Here is a 17,239-nt window from a genome sequence, read left to right as displayed (position 1 = left end):
ACGCCCGGCGACGCCCACTCGCCGCACCGGGCACAGACCCAAGTACGTCCAGTACGCGGGCCTGTGCCCGGTACGCCGAGAGCACGCACCGGACGGCCGCTCCTTCACCCACGGAGATCCATCAGAAGGGCCCTAGGGGCGCGGGGAACTGCGCGCTCAGCCACAGCGCACCCGCAGCCGCGTGCTCACGCCGGCGCACCCGAACCCGCCCGACCGACCGGCAGGTCACCCCGTGGAGAGGTCCTCCTCGGAGAGCACCCGCTGCGCAACCGCGAACGCGGAATTCGCAGCCGGAACCCCGCAATACACAGCACTCTGCAAGAGAACCGCGCCGATCTCCTCCGGCGTGAGCCCGTTGCGACGGGCCGCACGCACATGCATCGCCAGCTCGTCGTAGTGCCCGTGCGCCACGAGCGCCGTCATGGTGATCATGCTGCGCTCACGGCGGGCCAGCGTCTCGTCCGTCCAGATCTCACCCCACGCGTACCGCGAGATGAAGTCCTGGAACCGCGCGGTGAACGCCGACTGCCGAGCCTGCGCCCGGTCCACGTGCTCGTCACCGAGCACCTGCCGCCGCACTTCCATCCCACGCCCGGCGGCACCGTCGAAGTGCGCGCGCAGCGCGGTGAGTACGGCACCCGGGCACTGGGCGGGCGCGAGATGCGAGGCGCCCGGGATCTCGACGAGCGCGGCGCCCGGCACCGCGTCCGCGATCTCGCGCAGATGCGCGGGCGGGGTCGCCGGGTCCTCGCGCCCGGCGACGAGCAGCGTGGGAGCCGCGATGCGCGACAGGTGCTCACGGATGTCGAAGGCCGCCAGCGCGTCACAGCACGCGGCGTACGCGTCCGGGTCCGCCGTCCGGTGTTCCTCGACCAGCTGCGGAACGGTGAAACCGGGCGTGAACCAACGGGAGTCGGCGCTCTCGGCCAGCTCGGCCAGCCCCTTGGCGCGTACGAGCGCGGCCCGCTCCTCCCACGGCTTCGAGCCGTTGAAGTGTGCCGAGGAGCAGATCACGGCGAGCCTCTCCACCCGCTCCGGGTGGTGGACCGCGAGGTGCAGCCCGACCGCGCCGCCGAGCGAGACACCGGCGTAGGAGAACCGGTCGATGCCGAGCGAGTCGGCGAGCGCCAGCACCAGCGCGGCGAGGTCGGCGACGGTCGCTCCTGGTCCGATCAGTCCGCCGGGGGAGCCGCCGTGGCCCGGCAGGTCCCAGCGCACCACCCGGTGGGTGACGGAGAGTTCGGGCGCGACCTTGTCCCACAGGGCCGCCGACGTGCCGAGGGAGGGGCCGAGGACGAGCGGCGGAGCCGAGGCGGGCCCCTCGATGCGGTGCTGCAACAAGCTGCCCTCGGGCAGCGCCGGTTGGTCGGACCGACTGGTCCGGCCGGACTGACTGGTCTGGCTGGTCTGGCTGGTCAACTTCGCTCCAGAGCACGGTCGGTGAGGGCTCCCGCGGAGCCGGTGTACTGGGTCGGGTCGGTGAGGGCCGCCAGGTCGAGGTCCTTCAACTCGGGCTCCTCGGCGAGGAGTTCCGCGAGCGGCCGGTCCTCGGCGGTGGCCCGCCGGGCGGCCCCGGTGAGCAGTTCCCTGGCGCGGGCACGCCCGAGCACCGGCGCCAGCTCGGCCGACAGCCGCTCGGAGACGAGCAGGCCGTGCGTGAGGCCCAGATGGGCGCGCATCGCGTCCGCGTGGACCCGGAGGCCCTCGGCCAGCTCGGCCGCGTCCCGCGCCGCGCCGCCGACCAGCCGGAGCAGGTCACGCAGGGGCTCCCACTCGGCGTGCCAGGCACCGGCGGGCCGTTCGTCCTCGGCCGGCAGGGACCCGTACAGCGTCGCCGCGAGCTGCGGTGCCCGGCGGGCGGCGGCGGCGACCAGCGTGGCGCGCACCGGGTTCGCCTTGTGCGGCATGGCGGAGGACCCGCCGCCCGCTCCCTCGCTCAGCTCGCGGATCTCCGTACGGGAGAGGGTGAGCACGTCCGAGGCCGTCCTGCCGAGGGCGCCCGCGGTGAAGGCGAGGGCGCCCGCGAGGTCGGCGACCGGTGTCCTGAGGGTGTGCCAGGGCAACACCGGTGCGGCGAGGCCCAGTTCACGGGCGTACGCCTCGACGAGAGCCTCCGTGTCGACGAGAGCTCCCGTGTCGGCGGCGCCGTACGCGGCGAAGGCCGCCAACGTGCCCGCCGCGCCGCCGAGTTGGACCGGCAGACCGGCCCGTACGACCTTCAGGCGGTCCCTGGCGTCCAGCACCAGCGAACGCCAGCCCGCCGCCTTCAGGCCGAAGGTGGTCGGTACGGCGTGCTGGGTGAGGGTGCGCCCCGGCATGACCGTGTCCCGGTGCTCGCGTGCGAGGCGTGCCAGCGCGCGCTCCGCGCGGGCGAGATCGGCCAGGACCGGCTCCAGCGTGCGCACCGCGACCAGCATCGCGGCCGTGTCCATGATGTCCTGGCTGGTCGCGCCCCGGTGGACGTAGGGGGCGTGCTCCGCGCCGACCGCCTCGCTCAGGTCGGCGACCAGCGGGATCACCGGATTGCCGCCGGCCCGTGCGCGCAGCGCGAGCGCGCGGACGTCGAAACGCGCCGCGCCGGCCGTGGCCGTGACCGCGGCGGCGGCCCCGGCCGGGGCGAGGCCCAGCGAGGCCTGCGCACGGGTGAGCGCGGCCTCCGCGTCGAGGAGCGCCCGCAGGAAGGCGGCATCGCCGGTCGCGGCCTCGGCGGCGGAGCCGGCCCGCCCGGGAGCGAGAAGCCCGGCGTCGAACCCGCCGGACCCGTCGAGCCCGCCGGATCCGTCAGAGTCGACTGCTGCTGTCACTGGAACTCCAGGAAGACCGTTTCGCCTTCGCCCTGAAGGCGGATGTCGAAACGGTACGTCCGGTTCGTGCGGTTCGCGCGGTTGGTGTCCTCGGTCGCGATCAGCGTGGCGCGCCGGTCCGCGGGCAGCGAGTCGAGCAGCGGGTCCGCGCCGTCGGCGAGGTACGCGCGGGTGAAGAGGTGGTGCGTCAGGCCGCGGGCGAACACGCACACGCTGATGTACGGCAGCCCGGCGTTGCCCGGCGGCAGCGTGTGGAGCGCGTAGCGTCCGTCGGCGTCCGTGGGGACCCGCCCGTACCCGGTGAAGTCGACGCCGTTGCGGCCCAGGAAGCCGCCCGTCGAGGGATCGCGGCGCATCGAGCCGGGGGCACCCGTCAGCGAGCCGTCGGGGGCGGCCTGCCAGAAGTCGAGCAGGGCGTCGGGGATCGGCGTGCCCGCGCCGTCGAACACGTACCCGTGCAGGCTGATCGCGTCCGGGTGGCCCTGCGGAGCGACCCGGTCCCCGTCGGGAAACGGGAGCGCGTGCCCGTAGAACGGGCCGATGGTGTGGGACGGGGTGGGGAGCAGTCGCTCGGCCATGGTCAACGGCCTTCCTCGATCCAGGTGGCGGAGGGACCGTCGAGGACGATGTCCCAGGCGTAGCCCATGGAGAACTCGGGCCGCGACAGGTCGTGGTCGTAGCGGGCGATCAGCCGGTCGCGGGCCGCCTCGTCCGTCACGGACCGCAGGATCGGGTCGTACCGGAACAGCGGGTCGCTCGGGAAGTACATCTGCGTCACGAGCCGCTGGGTGAACGCGGTGCCGAAGACCGAGAAATGGATGTGCGCGGGCCGCCACGCGTTGGTGTGGTTGCCCCACGGGTAGGGGCCCGGCTTGATCGTGGTGAACGCGTACCGGCCCTGATCGTCCGTCAGGGTCCGCCCCACGCCGGTGAAGTTGGGGTCGAGCGGCGCCGGGTGCTGCTCGCGCAGATGGGCGTACCGGCCGGCGGCGTTGGCCTGCCAGATCTCGACGAGCTGGCCGCGTACGGGCCGGCCGTCCCGGTCGAGCAGCCGGCCCGAGACGGTCATCCGCTCGCCGATCGGCTCGCCCCGGTGCTGGAGGGTCAGGTCGCTGTCGTGCTCGGTGATGTCGGTGACACCGAACACCGGCCCCGACAGCTCGACGGTCTCCGGGTCGCCGCCGCTCACGGTGACCAGCGGCTGCTTCGGGTGGCGCAACAGGGAACTGCGGTACGGGGCGTAGTCGCGGCGCGGGTGGTGCAGGAGCGGGGCGCCGCCGGCGACCGCCTTGTCGTACGCGTCCTGGTGATCCTCGATCTCGACGTCGATGTCCGGCTGCGTGAGAGGTTGCCTGGGCGGCTGTGCCGACGGTTGGGTGCGCGACTGCGTGAGAGCCATGAGAGTTCCTAACGCTCCAGGACGAGGGCGAGGCCTTGGCCGACGCCGATGCAGAGGGTGGCGACGCCGACTCCCGAGCCCTGCCGGGCGAGTTGGTGGGCGACGGTCCCGGCGAGGCGGGCACCGGAGGCGCCGAGGGGGTGGCCCAGGGCGATGGCCCCGCCGCGCGGGTTGAGGACGGCCGGGTCGAACTCGGGCCACTCGGCGACACAGCCGAGGACCTGGGCGGCGAAGGCCTCGTTCAGTTCGAGAGCCGACAGGTCGTCGAACGTCCTGCCCGCCTTGGCGAGGGCGCGGTTGACGGCTTCGACGGGGGCGAGGCCGAAGTAATCCGGGTCGAGCGCGGAGACGCCGGACGCGGACACCCGGGCCAGCGGCTCGCGGCCGGTGGCCGCCAGGCCCTCCTCGTCGACCAGGAGCAGGGCCGCGGCACCGTCGTTCAGGGGCGAGGCGTTGCCCGCGGTGACCGTGCCCCCCTCGGTACGGAACGACGGCTTGAGGCGGGCCATCGCGGCGAGGGAGGCGTCGGCGCGTACGCATTCGTCGGCGGCGAAGGACAGCGGGTCACCCTTGCGCTGCGGGACGGGGACCGGGGCGATCTCGGCGTCGAACAGGCCCGCGGCCTGGGCGGCGGCGGCCTTGTGGTGACTGGCGAGGGCGTACTCGTCCTGCTGCTCGCGGGTGATCTTGTGCTTGTCGGCGATGCGTTCGGCGGACTCGCCGAGCGGGATGGTCCACTGCGGGTCCATCCTCGGGTTGACCATGCGCCAGCCGAGGGTCGTGGAGTACAGCTCGGTGTGTCCGGCGGGGAACGGCCTGTCGTTCTTCGGCAGGACGTAGGGGGCACGGGTCATCGATTCGACGCCGCCGGCGAGGGCGATCGAGGCGTCGCCGAGCGCGATGGCGCGCGCGGCCTGGATGACGGCCTCAAGGCCGGAGGCGCACAGCCGGTTGACGCTGACTCCCGGTACGGAGGTGGGCAGTCCTGCGAGCAGTCCCGCCATGCGGGCGACGTTGCGGTTCTCCTCGCCGGCGCCGTTCGCGTTGCCGAAGTAGACGTCGTCGATCCGGGCCGGGTCCAACTCCGGGGTGCGGGCGAGGAGTTCACGCAGGGCGTGAGCGGCCAGGTCGTCCGGGCGGACGGCGGCGAGGCTTCCGTTGTACTTGCCGAACGGCGTACGGACGGCGTCGACGATGTAGACGTCCTTCACGGCTGGATCTCCTCGGTGAGCTCTTCTGTGAGGTCTGTGGCGAGGTCGTCGGCGACGCGGACCTTCGCGGCGGTCCTGGCCACGACCTCCTCGACCGTGACACCGGGTGCCGTCTCGACGAGTACCAGGCCGTCGGAGGTGACGTCCAGCACGCCGAGGTCGGTGATGACGCGGTTGACACAGGCCCGGCCGGTCAGCGGCAGCGTGCACGTGTCGAGGACCTTCGGCGAACCGTCCTTGGCGGTGTGGGTCATCACGACGATCACGGTCCGGGCGCCGTGCACCAGGTCCATCGCCCCGCCGATCCCGGTGATCATCTTGCCGGGCACGGCCCAGTTCGCCAGGTCACCGCCCGCGGAGACCTGCATCGCGCCGAGGACGGCGACGTCGATGTGCCCGCCGCGGATCATCGAGAAGGACAGCGAGGAGTCGAAGTAGGAGGCGCCGGGCAGGACCGTGACGGTCTCCTTGCCCGCGTTGATCAGGTCCGGGTCGACCTGCTCCTCGGTCGGGTACGGGCCGGTGCCCAGGATGCCGTTCTCTGACTCCAGGATCACCTCCACGTCGGGCGGGAGGTAGTTCGGGATCAGCGTCGGCAGCCCGATGCCCAGGTTCACGTACTGGCCGTCGGTGAGTTCGCGCGCTGCGCGGGCGGCCATCTCTTCCCTGCTCCAGGCCATCAGCGGCGCACCGTTCCTTGGGTGGCGGGCGCGGAGACCGTGCGCCGCTCGATCATTTTGGAGTGGGCCTGTTCCGCGGTGAGCGCGACGACCCGCTGCACGAAGACGCCCGGCAGATGCACCGCGTCCGGGTCGATCCCGCCCGGCTCCACCAGTTCCTCCACCTCGGCGATCGTCACCCGTCCGGCCATCGCCGCCAGCGGGTTGAAGTTCCGGGCGGACTTGTTGAAGACGAGGTTCCCGTGCCGGTCGCCCTTCGCGGCCCGTACCAGGGCGAAGTCGGTGCGGATGCCGTGCTCCAGCACGTACGGGGTGCCGTCGAAGTCCCGGACCTCCTTGGCGGGCGAGGCGAGCGCGACGCCGCCCTCGCCGTCGTAGCGCCAGGGCAGCCCGCCGTCGGCGACCTGTGTGCCCACACCGGCCGGCGTGTAGAAGGCGGGGATGCCTGCGCCGCCGGCCCGCAGCCGCTCGGCCAGCGTGCCCTGCGGGATCATCTCGACCTCCAGCTCCCCGCCGAGGTACTGCCGCGCGAACTCCTTGTTGGCCCCGATGTACGAACCGGTGACGCGGGCGATGCGGCCCGCCGCGAGGAGGACCGCGAGGCCGGACTCCATCGCCCCGCAGTTGTTGGACACCACGCCCAGGTCACGGACCCCGCGCTCGTACAGCGCCTGGATCAGTACGTTCGGCACACCGCTGAGACCGAAACCGCCGACGGCGAGTGTCGCGCCGTCCGGTACGTCGGCCACAGCCTCGGCGGCTGTGGAGACCACCTTGTCCATCTGCGAAGCCCCATCTCTCCCGAACGTCCCCGTGTTCCCGCAGCCCCGATTAGTCAGGGCACTGAGTATTACTTCGAGGTTTCGAACACGCTGCCATTCCGGCCGTGAACCGTCAAGGCCTCGACAGAAACACCAGCTCAGAACCGTCCTTCAGGGAGAGGGCGGGAAGGGGGCAGGGAGGGAGCAGGAAGAGTGGTTGCCCGGTATCGTTCAGTGCACCAACGAATAAGGAGCGCTCATGGCCGCGGTGGATCTCTCCGCCCACCCCGGGCACCTGGCCCGGCGGCTGCAGCAGGCGCACTACCTGCTGTGGAACACGATGGTCTCCGAGGAGACCACCTCGCCCCAGTTCGCGGTCCTGAACGCGCTCGTTGCCGAGTCCGGTCTCGACCAGCGCACGGTGGGGGAGCGGGTGGGCCTCGACCGGTCCACCATCGCCGAGGTCATCAGCAGGCTCGGCCGGCGCGGCCTCCTGGACAAGGTCCGCGACCCCCAGGACGGCCGCCGCTTCATGCTGCGCCTCACGGAGGAAGGCCTGCGCGTGCACCGCAAACTGACGGTGCGGACGGCCCGGATGAACCAGGTCTTCCTGGCTCCGCTCTCGGGCGAGGAGCAGGCGCTCTTCTTCGACCTGATCCAGCGGGTGTCGGACGCGGCGGAAGGGCTCCGCCATCCGGGGAGTGGGGAGCCCCTTGTCACCAGGGGTGAGCCCTTCGCCGGCGGCGTGGTGTGAGCCCGCGGGCCCGGTGGGGGCGGGCCGCGCAGTTCCCCGCGCCCCTTACGGGGCCGTTGCGAACACCACCCACACCTGGCCCTCGGCGAAGTTCATCGGTGTGCCGTCCTTCGTCGTGAACTCCGTGCCCCCCGTGGCCGAGAGGCGCTTCCAGTCGGCGTCGAAGGACTTGCCGTCGCGCAGCACCTTCGCCGTGCCCGAGCCCACGGTCTCCGTGTACGGCGTGTTGTTGCCGAGGTAGTCGTGGTACCGCGACTCACGGACCTTCACGTACTGCACGACGACCGTCGAGGCGGCCGCCCGCTTCCCGCCGGTCGTGACCGTCGGCGTGCCGTCCATCGACACCAGCCAGCGCCGCTGCTCCCCCGACCAGTCGAAGGTGAAGCGGGCCGCCGGGAAGCGGACCGTACGGGTCCGCTCGGCCGTGCCTCCCGCGGGCGGCGCGCCGAACCGGAACCCCGTCGTCAGCGCGTCGGTACCCGGCGTGGACGCCAGCAGCCGCCGGGGGCGCAGATAGAGATTGTGCGGCGAGGGCTTGTCCCGGCCCCGGTAGTACGCGGCGGTCTTCTCCTCCGGCAGCGCGGTCCGCAGCGGTGCCTTGTCGATCAGCGGCAGCAGTGCCGTCTGCGCCCCCGAGAAGGCGAGGGTCGGCTCGTGGAACTGGCGCAGCAGCTCCAGGTCCGACTCGCGCGCGCTGCGCACCGGGCCGACGGCGTCCGGCAGCCGGGTCGCGTACACCGCCATCAGCCGGCTGAGGCCGCCCTCCACCTGCTCGGCGTACACCAGGTCGGCGGCGTCCAGGCCCGTCTGCGGCCGGGCTTCGGGCGCGTTGTCGATCTTCACGACGAGCGGGGACGCGGCGCGGGGCGCCGGGCTCGCCGGAGTGCTGCCGCCCTCCGTGCTGTCGGTGCGGGGCGGCATCTCTCCGCGTCCGTCGTCGAGTGACCCGCCGTTCGTGCAGGCGGTCGCCACGGCACCCACCAGCAGGGTGGCCAGCAGCGTCGTCCTCATCGCCGCGGAGCGTCTCGCAGGTCCCGTCCGTCTCATGCGCAGCGTCGCCACCAGGCCCCGTTTCTTCGTTTTTCAGGTTATAGGTTAAATGAGTACGTACCCATTGAGCCAAGATCGAAGGCGTGCGTTGCTCCGAGTGGGTCACGGGCCCAGGATGTCCGCCAGGTCGTAGCCGACCGGTTCCTCCAGCTGGGCGTACGTGCAGCTCTCCGGCGTACGGTCCGGGCGCCAGCGGCGGAAGCGCGCCGTGTGCCGGAAGCGCTCGCCGTTCTCCATGTGCTCGTACGCCACCTCGCACACAAGATCCGGTCGCAGCGGCACCCAGGACAGGTCCTTCTTGCCCGACCACCTGCTGGGCGCGCCGGGCAGCCGCGCCGATTCGTGCGCCGACTCCTCGGCCCACGCCGCCCACGGGTGCCCGGTGGCCGATTCCATGCGCAGCGGTGCCAGCTCCGCGATCAGTTCCTCGCGCCGCTTCATCGTGAAGGCCGCGCAGACCCCCACATGCTGCAGGGCGCCCCCGGAGTCGTAGAGGCCGAGCAGCAGCGAACCGACGACGGGGCCGCTCTTGTGGAGCCGGTAGCCCGCGACCACCACGTCCGCCGTGCGCTCGTGCTTGATCTTGAACATCAGGCGCTCGTCCGGCCCGTACCGCAGGGTGAGCGGCTTGGCGACCACCCCGTCGAGCCCGGCGCCCTCGTACTGCTCGAACCACCGCCGCGCCACCTCGATGTCCGTGGTCGCCGGCGCCACATGCACCGGAGCCGTGCTGCCGGACAGCGCCGTCTCCAGCAGGGTCCGCCGGTCGGACAGCGGGACGTCGAGCAACGGCTCGTCGGCCAGCGCGAGCAGGTCGAACGCCACGAACGACGCCGGGTTCCGCCCGGCGAGGGTCGTCACCCGGGAGGCCGCCGGATGGATGCGCTCCGTGAGGGCGTCGAAGTCCAGCCGCCCGCCGCGCGCGATCACGATCTCGCCGTCCACCACACAGCGCTCGGGCAGCTGCTCCCGCAGCGCCTCCACCAGCTCGGGAAAGTACCTGACCAGTGACTTCGTGGAGCGGCTGCCGATCTCGATCTCGTCCCCGTCCCGGAACACGATCGCCCGGAACCCGTCCCACTTCGCCTCGTAGTGCATGCCGGGCGGAATCCTCGCCACCGACTTGGCGAGCATGGGTTTCACGGGCGGCATCACCGGCAGATCCATGCCCTGATTCTGCGCGGACCCGGCACCGTTCGCCCGCTGTGCGCACTGCGTCTGTACGTTGTTCTGCACGTTTCTGATGTGCGCGGTGTACGCGGTACGCCTACCGTGGCTCGCATGGCGGACGCGGTGGAACTGGCGGCGGCGGGCAGGACGGTACGGCTGTCCAGCCCCGGCAAGGTCTTCTTCCCGGAGCGCGGCTTCACGAAGCTCGACCTCGCCGAGTACTACCTCGCGGTCGGCCCCGGCATCCTGCGCGCACTGCGGAACCGGCCCACGACCCTGGAGCGTTACCCGGACGGGGCGGGCGGCGAGTCCTTCTTCCAGAAGCGGGCGCCGAAGAACATGCCCGACTGGATCCCCACCGCGCACATCACCTTCCCCAGCGGCCGCAGCGCCGACGAGATGTGCCCCACCGAGGTCGCCGCCGTCCTGTGGGCCGCCCAGTACGGCACGCTGACCTTCCACCCCTGGCCCGTGCGCCGCGACGACGTCGACCGGCCCGACGAACTGCGCATCGACCTCGACCCGCAGCCGGGCACCGACTACGCCGACGCGGTGCGCGCCGCCCACGAACTGCGCGAGGTGCTCCACGAGTACGGGGATCTGCGCGGCTTCCCCAAGACCTCCGGCGGCCGGGGCCTGCACGTCTTCGTGCCCATCGAACCGCGCTGGACCTTCACCCAGGTCCGCCGGGCCGCGATCGCCGCCGGACGTGAGCTGGAGCGCCGGATGCCGGATCAGGTGACCACGGCCTGGTGGAAGGAGCAGCGCGGCGAGAAGATCTTCGTCGACTACAACCAGACGGCACGTGACCGCACCATCGCCTCGGCCTACTCGGTACGCCCCCGCCCGCACGCCCCGGTGTCGGCGCCCCTCACCTGGGACGAGGTCGGCGAGGCCGTACCCCGTGACTTCGACCTGGCCACCATGCCCGCGCGCTTCGCCGAACTCGGCGACGTGCACGCGGACATGGACGACCACGCCTGTTCCCTCGAAGCCCTGCTCGAACTCGCGAGCCGTGACGAACACGATCACGGACTCGGCGATCTGCCGTACCCGCCCGAGTACCCGAAGATGCCGGGCGAGCCGAAGCGGGTACAGCCGAGCAGGGCCAGGAAGGACAGCGGACCTGCGACTGCCTGATATGCAGCGCCTACGTGAGAATCAGCGCCTGCTTGAGGAACAGTGCCAGTGCCTGCCTGAGGACCGGCCTCAGGCAGGCGCCCTGCTACGGGATCACAACTCCTTGATCCGGACGTCCCGGTACGACGCCACGTCCGTCGTGCTGTGCACCTGGAGCCCGATGTAGCCGGAGGAGAACCGCCGTCCGTCCGTGCCCGGGTCGTCCGAGCGGGGCGGGGTGAACTCCTGACCACCGGTGTTGTCGAACTCGTTGATCAGCACGCCGTTGCGGTAGACCGAGTAGTGCTGGTCCACCACGCGGATCTCGTAGTCGTTCCAGGTGCCCTTCTGGGTGACGCCGGCCCCGGCCAGACCCACCCGGTCGAAGCCGTAGAGAGAGCCGGTCTTGTACATGTCGCCGGTGGGACTGTCGAAGACCTGCACCTCGTGCCCGAACTTGATCGCGGCCCACTCGGGACGCGGCTCCTCCGGGTGGTCGTGGATCTGCGGGAACCGCACGAACACACCGGTGTTGGCGTTGCCCGTGCCCGGCGCGTCGTCACGCCACTGGAGCTTCAGCGAGAAGTCCGCGTACTTGCGCTCGGGGAACCACAGCATGCCGAGCCCGCCTATCGACGTACCCGAGGTGATGGACCCGTCGCCGTTCAGTGCGAACGAACCACCGCCCACGTGCTCCCACTTGTCGAAGGAACCCTGCGTACCGTCGAGGATCGTCCGGTACCCCTCGGTCTGGCCGGGCTCTCCGATGCCCGACTGCTTGGCCGCCTGGTTGATCAGCTTGTACTCGCGCTGGACGATGACACCGTCCGTGCGCAGAGCGTCCAGGACCGTCTTCACGTGCTTGAGGAACAGCGCGTGGGACGTCCACTCCTTCTCGTCCTCGATCAACTCGTTGATGCGGCACCGGCTGTTGGTGATCCGGTTCGGCACCCCCGTGTCGACCGTGCCCACGACGACCGTCAGCCGCTCGTCGTACTCGGCGCAGTTGGGCGCCGGCACACCGCCGCCCGGGGCGATCGTGAAGCTCACCGTACGGGCGTCCGAGGTGTTGCCCGCCTTGTCGCGCGCCCGGTACGCCACCGTGTGCGCGCCCACGCGGTCCACCACCACGGGAGCGGTGTACGCGAGGTACGGACCGCCGTCGAGCGAGTACTCGATCGCGTCCACCCCCGAACCGCCGTGCGCCTCCGTGGCGGTCACCGTCACCTTGGCGTTGTTGATGTACGCCCCGGCCGAGTTCTTCGAGCCCTCGACACTCACGCCGGTCACCGGGGGAGTGGTGTCCTCGACGGGCGGAGCGACGACGGTGAACGACACGGACTTCTCGGCGGCCGCGTTGCCCGCCTTGTCCGTGGCCCGGAAGCGCACCTTGTGCGCGCCCGTCTCGTGGACCATCACCGGAGCCGTGTACGGCTGCCAGGCACCGGAGTCACCGAGCGCGTACTCGATGGTGTTGACGCCGGAACCGGTGTCGGAGGCCGTCACCGTGACGGTCGCCATGGAGACGTACTCGCCCTGCGGGTTCTGCTCGCCGCTCACGGCGGCCGAGGTGTCCGGCGCCGTGGTGTCGCCCGTGTCCGGGGCCACCACCGAGAACTCCGCCGCCTTCTCCGCGGATGTGTTCCCTGCCTTGTCGAGGGCCCGGTAGCGGACCTTCTGGGCGCCGACCTGATCGATCACCACGGGCGTGGTGTACGGCTGCCAGGCACCCGCGTCACCGATCGCGTACTCGATCCGCTCCACGCCCGAACCGGCGTCCGTCGCGCTGAGCGTCACGGTCGCCGAACCGACGTACGCGCCGTCCGCGTTCTGCGCACCGGTCACCTTCGCCGCGGTCTCGGGCGCCGTCGTGTCCTCGCCGGTGCCCTCCGTGACCACGAGGATGCCCTGCATCTGACCGTGCCCTGGGATGGTGCAGAAGTAGCGGTACCGGCCCGGCGTGAGGGTCACCTCGGCCGTGTGCCGGCCGCCCTGGCTGTCGTTCGGGTTGGCCAGGATGTTCAGCGGGACGTCGTTCTGGTACTCCGGGTCGGACACGTCGAACGTCAACGTGTGCGGCATGCCCATGGTGTTGCCGGTCGCCGTGCTGTTCTCGAAGACGATCGTCGTCGGTCCCGCGACCGCCGTGGTGGGCGCGGACGCGTACTTGGTGATGTCGTCGCCGGCCGTCCAGGTGAGGGTCTGCGCCGCGGCGCCCGCGGCGGCCGGAGTGTTGTCGGTCTGGCCGGACGCCGAGGTGACGGCGAGGCCCAGCACCATCAGCAGCGACGCAAACAGCGCCGTCCACAGCCGTCCGCTTCTTCGCCTTCGGATGGACCGAATGGACCGGGTGGTCCGGGTGGTCCGGGTGGTCCGGATGGTCGTCACGCTCGTCACTGCGCCTCCCTGGCCAGCTGATCGGCGGCGGGAGTGGGGCCGCCGCCCTTGTACGTCACCTGCCACAGCGCGGACTTGGAGTCCGATGTGAAGAAGCCACGGCCGTAGTCGAGGACGTACAGCGTGCCGTCCGGGCCGAACTTCCAGTCCATGAGGTTCTTGATGCCGTCGTTGCCGATGGGAATGATCTTCTTCAGGGACTCGGCGTGCACCGGAATGCCGCCCTGCCCGGCCGTCTTCGGGTCGAGGAGCACGGCGTGCCGCGGCTGGTCGGCGTCGTAGAAGTCGCCCACGAACCACTTGCCGTCCCAGTACGAGGGCCACTTGCCCTCACTGGCCCTCGTCTCGTCGTACCGGTAGACGGGACCGTCCATGGCCGCCTGGCCGCCGCCCTTCAGCCACGGCAGCAGGAACTTCTGGTCCGCCGTCTTGTACGACGGGATGCCGTTGGCGTCGCGCGGGAAGTCGGGTCCGCCGCCCTGGGGCGAGTACCAGATGGTGTTCCCGGTGATCGGCGGGAGGTTGACGAGACCGTCGTTGTTGGGCGACTCGTTCTTCGGGGCGTCGCAGTTGTACCAGCCGAGCGGCTTCGTCGGATCGGGCAGGTTGCGGTCCCGGTAGGGCTGCTTGTTGCCCATGCAGTACGGCCAGCCGTGGTTGCCCGGCTTGGTGATCGCGGCGAACGTGTCGTACTTCGCCGGACCCCAGGTCGTCGACGGCGACCCGGCGTCCGGGCCGACCCAGCCCGCGTACAGCGTGTCGGTCTTCTTGTCGACGGAGATGCGCGCCGGGTTCCTGACGCCCATCACATAGATCTCACCGCGGGTCTTGCCGCCGCCCTCGGCGGTCTCCTTGCCCGTGAAGAGGTTCCCCTCGGGCAGGGTGTACGTGCCGTCCTGCTCCGGGTGGATGCGCAGGATCTTGCCGTTGAGGTTGTTGGTGTTGCCCGCCGTGCGGCGCGCGTCCGCGAAGGAGACACCCTTGTAGTTCGGCTGCGGGTTGTTGCCCGAGTAACCGTCGCTGAAACCACTGGAGTTGTTGTCGCCGGTCGCGATGTAGAGGTTGCCCTTGGAGTCCCAGGCCAGGCCGCCGCCCGAATGGCAGCAGCTGTGGATCTGGACCGGCCACTTGAGCAGGACCTTCTCGCTGCTCATGTCCAGCCTGCTGGTGGTCGAGTTGTACGTGAAGCGGGAGACGTAGCGCTCGGCCATCTGCGTGTCACGGTTGATCCGGGAGTGCGGCGTGTAGTGCAGGTACACCCAGCCGTTCTCCGCGAACCGCGGGTCCAGCTCGATGCCGAGCAGGCCCTCCTCGACCTTGACGAGCTCGTCGCCGCCGCCCTTGTTGCCGAAGACGGTGAGCGCGCCGGCCAGCGTGACCTTCTTGGTCTTCGGGTCGTAGACGTGGATCTCGCCCTTGCCCTTGCCGATGTCCGGGTTGTTCCAGTCCGTGATCACGGGCTGCGAGGAGTCGGCGCCGCCGCGGCCGATGTAGAACACGCGGCCGTCGGGCGCGGTGACCAGGCCGTGCGGCTCGCCGATCTGGTCGTTCTGGCCCGGCTGGTTCGGCTGGGTCAGCCGCTCCGCCTTGTAGTTGGAGTTGATCGTGGCCTTGCAGTCGGCCCGGGAGATCCGGGTCGTCCAGTTGAGCGCCCCGCGCAGATGGGCGCGGAAGTCCGTCTCGTCGTACGAGGAGACCGTGCCGCCCATACCGGTGTAGAAGGAGCGGCCGCCGTCGTAGTCACGGCACCAGGACACCGGGTGGTCCGCGCCGTTGGCGCCGGTGCCCGGCTGGTACGTCGACTCGCGGACGCGGGCCACGGTGTGCACGTCGCCGGACGGGTTCTTGACCCAGTTCAGCCACTGGTCGGGACGCTTCCACTGGAGCGGCAGGTCCTTGGTGGCCGGATGCTGCCGGTCGCCGACCTCGACGGTCGCCCGCTGTACGTTGGTCGGGCTGCCGGCCGCCGGACGGGCGCCGACGAGTCCGGTGAACCAGTCCGAGTACGGCTCGGCGCGGGCCGCGTCATGGATGCCGAGGAAGCCGCCGCCGGCCTCCATGTACGCCTCAAGACCGGCCTCCTGCTCCGGTTCGAGGACGTCTCCGCCGCCGGTCAGGAAGACGACGGCGTTGAAGCGGCCGAGTTTCGTCTCGTTGGTGAAGACCGAGGCGTCGTCCGTGGCCGTCACGTTGAAGCGCCCGGCCGCGGGGCCGGACTGACCGATGTCCTCGATCGCCTCGATACCGGCGTTGACGACGGGCGACTCCTCGCCGGCCGCGGACCCGTGGAAGATCAGCACGCGTACGTTGGCGCCGCCGGGTGGCGACTTGATCGACATCGTTGTCAGTGGTGGTTCGGGCGCCTGGCGCGCACTCGCGGCCGGCCCCGAGAGGACACCCGCGGCGACGACTCCGGCGGCCAGCGCGGCCGCCCAGCCTCTCCGTCTGGCTCTGCTCACCCTTCGTACCGTTGAAGGCGTTTGATGCGGTGTGAGCCGCATGTGGTCACCCACCCCTCTGGTCCCTTTTGGAATCGGTCGCCGCCGGGGCGCTCCAGCCTGTGTCACGCCCCTTCGGCTCACTCGCGTCACAGCAACAGCGCCATGGAAGCTAGACCTTTTCGCGGAACTCGCCAATAGCTATGACCGGGATCGCACAAACTTTGTCCTGAGTGTGGATAAACGAAGACGATGCCACTAGCGTCTGCCCAGTTCGTCTCTGTCACTCGGTTCCGGCGATTCCGTTGATCCGTCAATTGCGTTGCAGGTTGGGAGAGTTGGGCATGAGCACCACCATGGGCGACATCGGTGACATCAGCGACAACGGCGACGTGGACGACGCGAATGGCACGGATGGTACGGATGGCGTGAGTGTCATGGACAGGCGAGGCTTCAGCCGGCGGATGATGCTGGGCGGAGCTGCAGTGGCCACGGTCGCGACATCGTTGTCATTCGTCGCCGCGCAGGATGCGGCACCCGCCGAGAGCGCGGCGAGGACCGCCCCGGCGGGCGGCGAGGTGAGGCGGATCAAGCTCTACATCGAGAAGCTCGCCGGCGGTCGGATGGGCTACGGGTTCGAGAAGGGCGAGGCGTCGATCCCCGGCCCGCTGATCGAGCTCAACGAGGGCGACACCCTGCACATCGAGGTCGAGAACACGATGGACGTGGCGGCGAGCCTGCACGTCCACGGCCTGGACTACGAGACGTCGAGCGACGGCACGAAGCTGAGCCGGTCCCACGTCGAGCCGGGCGACACCCGTACGTACACCTGGCGCACCCATGTCCCCGGCCGCCGCAAGGACGGCACCTGGCGGGCGGGCAGCGCGGGGTACTGGCACTACCACGACCATGTCGTCGGCACCGAGCACGGTACGGGCGGCATCCGCAACGGTCTCTACGGTCCGGTGATCGTCCGCCGCAAGGGTGACATCCTCCCCGACAAGACCCTCACCGTCGTCTTCAACGACATGATGATCAACAACAAGCCCGCCCATGAGGGCCCCAACTTCGAGGCCACCGTGGGCGATCGCGTCGAGTTCGTGATGATCACGCACGGCGAGTATTACCACACGTTCCACGTGCACGGTCATCGCTGGGCGGACAACCGCACCGGGATGCTGACCGGCCCCGACGACCCGAGTCAGGTCATCGACAACAAGATCGTGGGGCCCGCCGACTCGTTCGGCTTCCAGGTGATCGCGGGGGAGGGGGTCGGGGCCGGCGCGTGGATGTACCACTGCCATGTGCAGAGCCACTCGGACATGGGGATGGCGGGGCTGTTCCTGGTGAAGAAGGCGGATGGGACGATTCCGGGGTACGAGCCCCACTCGCACTGAGCGTTCCACTTGGGTTGGCCGGGTGGGGTGGTGGGGTGGCTTGGGTGGTGATTCGGGTG

General features: G+C 70.6%; 14 protein-coding genes. 3 read left to right on the top strand and 11 right to left on the bottom strand.

Features of this window, described 5'->3' with window-relative positions; all coding sequences use genetic code 11:
* Positions 1-225 precede the first annotated feature (225 nt).
* The 7 genes from pcaDC to AOK01_RS32085 form a co-directional block, all read right to left on the bottom strand.
* Positions 226-1,341 (bottom strand): bifunctional 3-oxoadipate enol-lactonase/4-carboxymuconolactone decarboxylase PcaDC, encoded by a 1,116-nt coding sequence (gene pcaDC, locus AOK01_RS32115; RefSeq protein ID WP_055517874.1) that lies wholly within the window; start codon positions 1,339-1,341, stop codon positions 226-228.
* Between the two features lie 74 nt (positions 1,342-1,415).
* On the bottom strand, positions 1,416-2,804 hold the full coding sequence (gene pcaB, locus AOK01_RS32110; RefSeq protein WP_055517865.1) for a 3-carboxy-cis,cis-muconate cycloisomerase: 1,389 nt from the start codon (positions 2,802-2,804) through the stop codon (positions 1,416-1,418).
* Positions 2,801-3,382: a protocatechuate 3,4-dioxygenase subunit alpha gene (gene pcaG / locus AOK01_RS32105; protein WP_055517863.1), complete on the bottom strand. Its 582-nt coding sequence runs from the start codon at positions 3,380-3,382 to the stop codon at positions 2,801-2,803. Before pcaG ends, pcaB begins: the two co-directional genes overlap by 4 nt.
* Positions 3,383-3,384: 2 nt before the next feature.
* The gene (gene pcaH, locus AOK01_RS32100) at positions 3,385-4,203 is read right to left on the bottom strand and encodes a protocatechuate 3,4-dioxygenase subunit beta (protein WP_055517862.1); all 819 of its coding nucleotides are present in this window, start codon (positions 4,201-4,203) and stop codon (positions 3,385-3,387) included.
* 8 nt (positions 4,204-4,211) lie between these two features.
* Positions 4,212-5,414 (bottom strand): thiolase family protein, encoded by a 1,203-nt coding sequence (locus AOK01_RS32095; protein ID WP_055517860.1) that lies wholly within the window; start codon positions 5,412-5,414, stop codon positions 4,212-4,214.
* Positions 5,411-6,094, bottom strand: a complete 684-nt coding sequence (locus AOK01_RS32090; RefSeq protein WP_055517858.1) for a CoA transferase subunit B — start codon at positions 6,092-6,094, stop codon at positions 5,411-5,413. Before AOK01_RS32090 ends, AOK01_RS32095 begins: the two co-directional genes overlap by 4 nt.
* The gene (locus AOK01_RS32085) at positions 6,094-6,876 is read right to left on the bottom strand and encodes a CoA transferase subunit A (protein WP_055517856.1); all 783 of its coding nucleotides are present in this window, start codon (positions 6,874-6,876) and stop codon (positions 6,094-6,096) included. The genes AOK01_RS32090 and AOK01_RS32085 overlap by 1 nt, the downstream gene beginning before the upstream one ends.
* 238 nt (positions 6,877-7,114) lie before the next feature.
* On the opposite strand from AOK01_RS32085, the gene AOK01_RS32080 reads away from it, so the two are divergent.
* A complete protein-coding gene (locus tag AOK01_RS32080) occupies positions 7,115-7,609 on the top strand; it encodes a MarR family winged helix-turn-helix transcriptional regulator (protein ID WP_055517854.1) in 495 nt (164 codons plus the stop codon).
* 45 nt (positions 7,610-7,654) lie between these two features.
* Here the strand turns inward: AOK01_RS32080 and AOK01_RS32075 are convergent, their stop codons facing one another.
* Together AOK01_RS32075 and AOK01_RS32070 are read right to left on the bottom strand one after the other, a co-directional pair.
* Positions 7,655-8,620, bottom strand: coding sequence for a DUF3048 domain-containing protein (locus AOK01_RS32075; protein WP_245702509.1), 966 nt, complete (start codon positions 8,618-8,620; stop codon positions 7,655-7,657).
* Positions 8,621-8,761: 141 nt separating this feature from the next.
* Positions 8,762-9,826 carry an ATP-dependent DNA ligase gene (locus AOK01_RS32070; RefSeq protein WP_055517872.1) on the bottom strand — a complete coding sequence of 355 codons (1,065 nt, stop codon included), beginning with the start codon at positions 9,824-9,826 and terminating at the stop codon, positions 8,762-8,764.
* 114 nt (positions 9,827-9,940) lie between these two features.
* Here AOK01_RS32070 and ligD point away from each other — a divergent pair, with 114 nt between their 5' ends.
* Positions 9,941-10,969, top strand: a complete 1,029-nt coding sequence (gene ligD, locus AOK01_RS32065) for a non-homologous end-joining DNA ligase (RefSeq protein ID WP_055517852.1) — start codon at positions 9,941-9,943, stop codon at positions 10,967-10,969.
* A 93-nt stretch (positions 10,970-11,062) separates the two neighbouring features.
* On the opposite strand, the gene AOK01_RS32060 is transcribed toward ligD, so the two are convergent.
* Together AOK01_RS32060 and AOK01_RS32055 are read right to left on the bottom strand one after the other, a co-directional pair.
* A complete protein-coding gene (locus tag AOK01_RS32060) occupies positions 11,063-13,258 on the bottom strand; it encodes an OmpL47-type beta-barrel domain-containing protein (protein ID WP_055517869.1) in 2,196 nt (731 codons plus the stop codon).
* Positions 13,259-13,341: 83 nt separating this feature from the next.
* Positions 13,342-15,846, bottom strand: a complete 2,505-nt coding sequence (locus tag AOK01_RS32055) for a ThuA domain-containing protein (protein ID WP_079103931.1) — start codon at positions 15,844-15,846, stop codon at positions 13,342-13,344.
* Between the two features lie 374 nt (positions 15,847-16,220).
* On the opposite strand from AOK01_RS32055, the gene AOK01_RS32050 reads away from it, so the two are divergent.
* Positions 16,221-17,180: a multicopper oxidase domain-containing protein gene (locus AOK01_RS32050; RefSeq protein WP_055517867.1), complete on the top strand. Its 960-nt coding sequence runs from the start codon at positions 16,221-16,223 to the stop codon at positions 17,178-17,180.
* Positions 17,181-17,239: the final 59 nt, after the last annotated feature.

This window comes from Streptomyces aurantiacus, from assembly GCF_001418335.1.
Lineage (GTDB): Bacteria > Actinomycetota > Actinomycetes > Streptomycetales > Streptomycetaceae > Streptomyces > Streptomyces aurantiacus.
This window is presented reverse-complemented; position numbering and strand designations above follow the sequence as displayed.

What these genes read in the sequence shown, in the direction of transcription:
- pcaG (WP_055517863.1), bottom strand. Translation starts at nt 3,382, where the DNA reads ATGGCCGAGCGACTGCTCCCCACCCCGTCCCACACCATCGGCCCGTTC.
- pcaH (WP_055517862.1), bottom strand. Translation starts at nt 4,203, where the DNA reads ATGGCTCTCACGCAGTCGCGCACCCAACCGTCGGCACAGCCGCCCAGG.
- AOK01_RS32090 (WP_055517858.1), bottom strand. Translation starts at nt 6,094, where the DNA reads ATGGCCTGGAGCAGGGAAGAGATGGCCGCCCGCGCAGCGCGCGAACTC.
- AOK01_RS32085 (WP_055517856.1), bottom strand. Translation starts at nt 6,876, where the DNA reads ATGGACAAGGTGGTCTCCACAGCCGCCGAGGCTGTGGCCGACGTACCG.
- AOK01_RS32080 (WP_055517854.1), top strand. Translation starts at nt 7,115, where the DNA reads ATGGCCGCGGTGGATCTCTCCGCCCACCCCGGGCACCTGGCCCGGCGG.
- AOK01_RS32075 (WP_245702509.1), bottom strand. Translation starts at nt 8,620, where the DNA reads ATGAGGACGACGCTGCTGGCCACCCTGCTGGTGGGTGCCGTGGCGACC.
- AOK01_RS32070 (WP_055517872.1), bottom strand. Translation starts at nt 9,826, where the DNA reads ATGGATCTGCCGGTGATGCCGCCCGTGAAACCCATGCTCGCCAAGTCG.
- ligD (WP_055517852.1), top strand. Translation starts at nt 9,941, where the DNA reads ATGGCGGACGCGGTGGAACTGGCGGCGGCGGGCAGGACGGTACGGCTG.
- AOK01_RS32055 (WP_079103931.1), bottom strand. Translation starts at nt 15,846, where the DNA reads ATGCGGCTCACACCGCATCAAACGCCTTCAACGGTACGAAGGGTGAGC.
- AOK01_RS32050 (WP_055517867.1), top strand. Translation starts at nt 16,221, where the DNA reads ATGGACAGGCGAGGCTTCAGCCGGCGGATGATGCTGGGCGGAGCTGCA.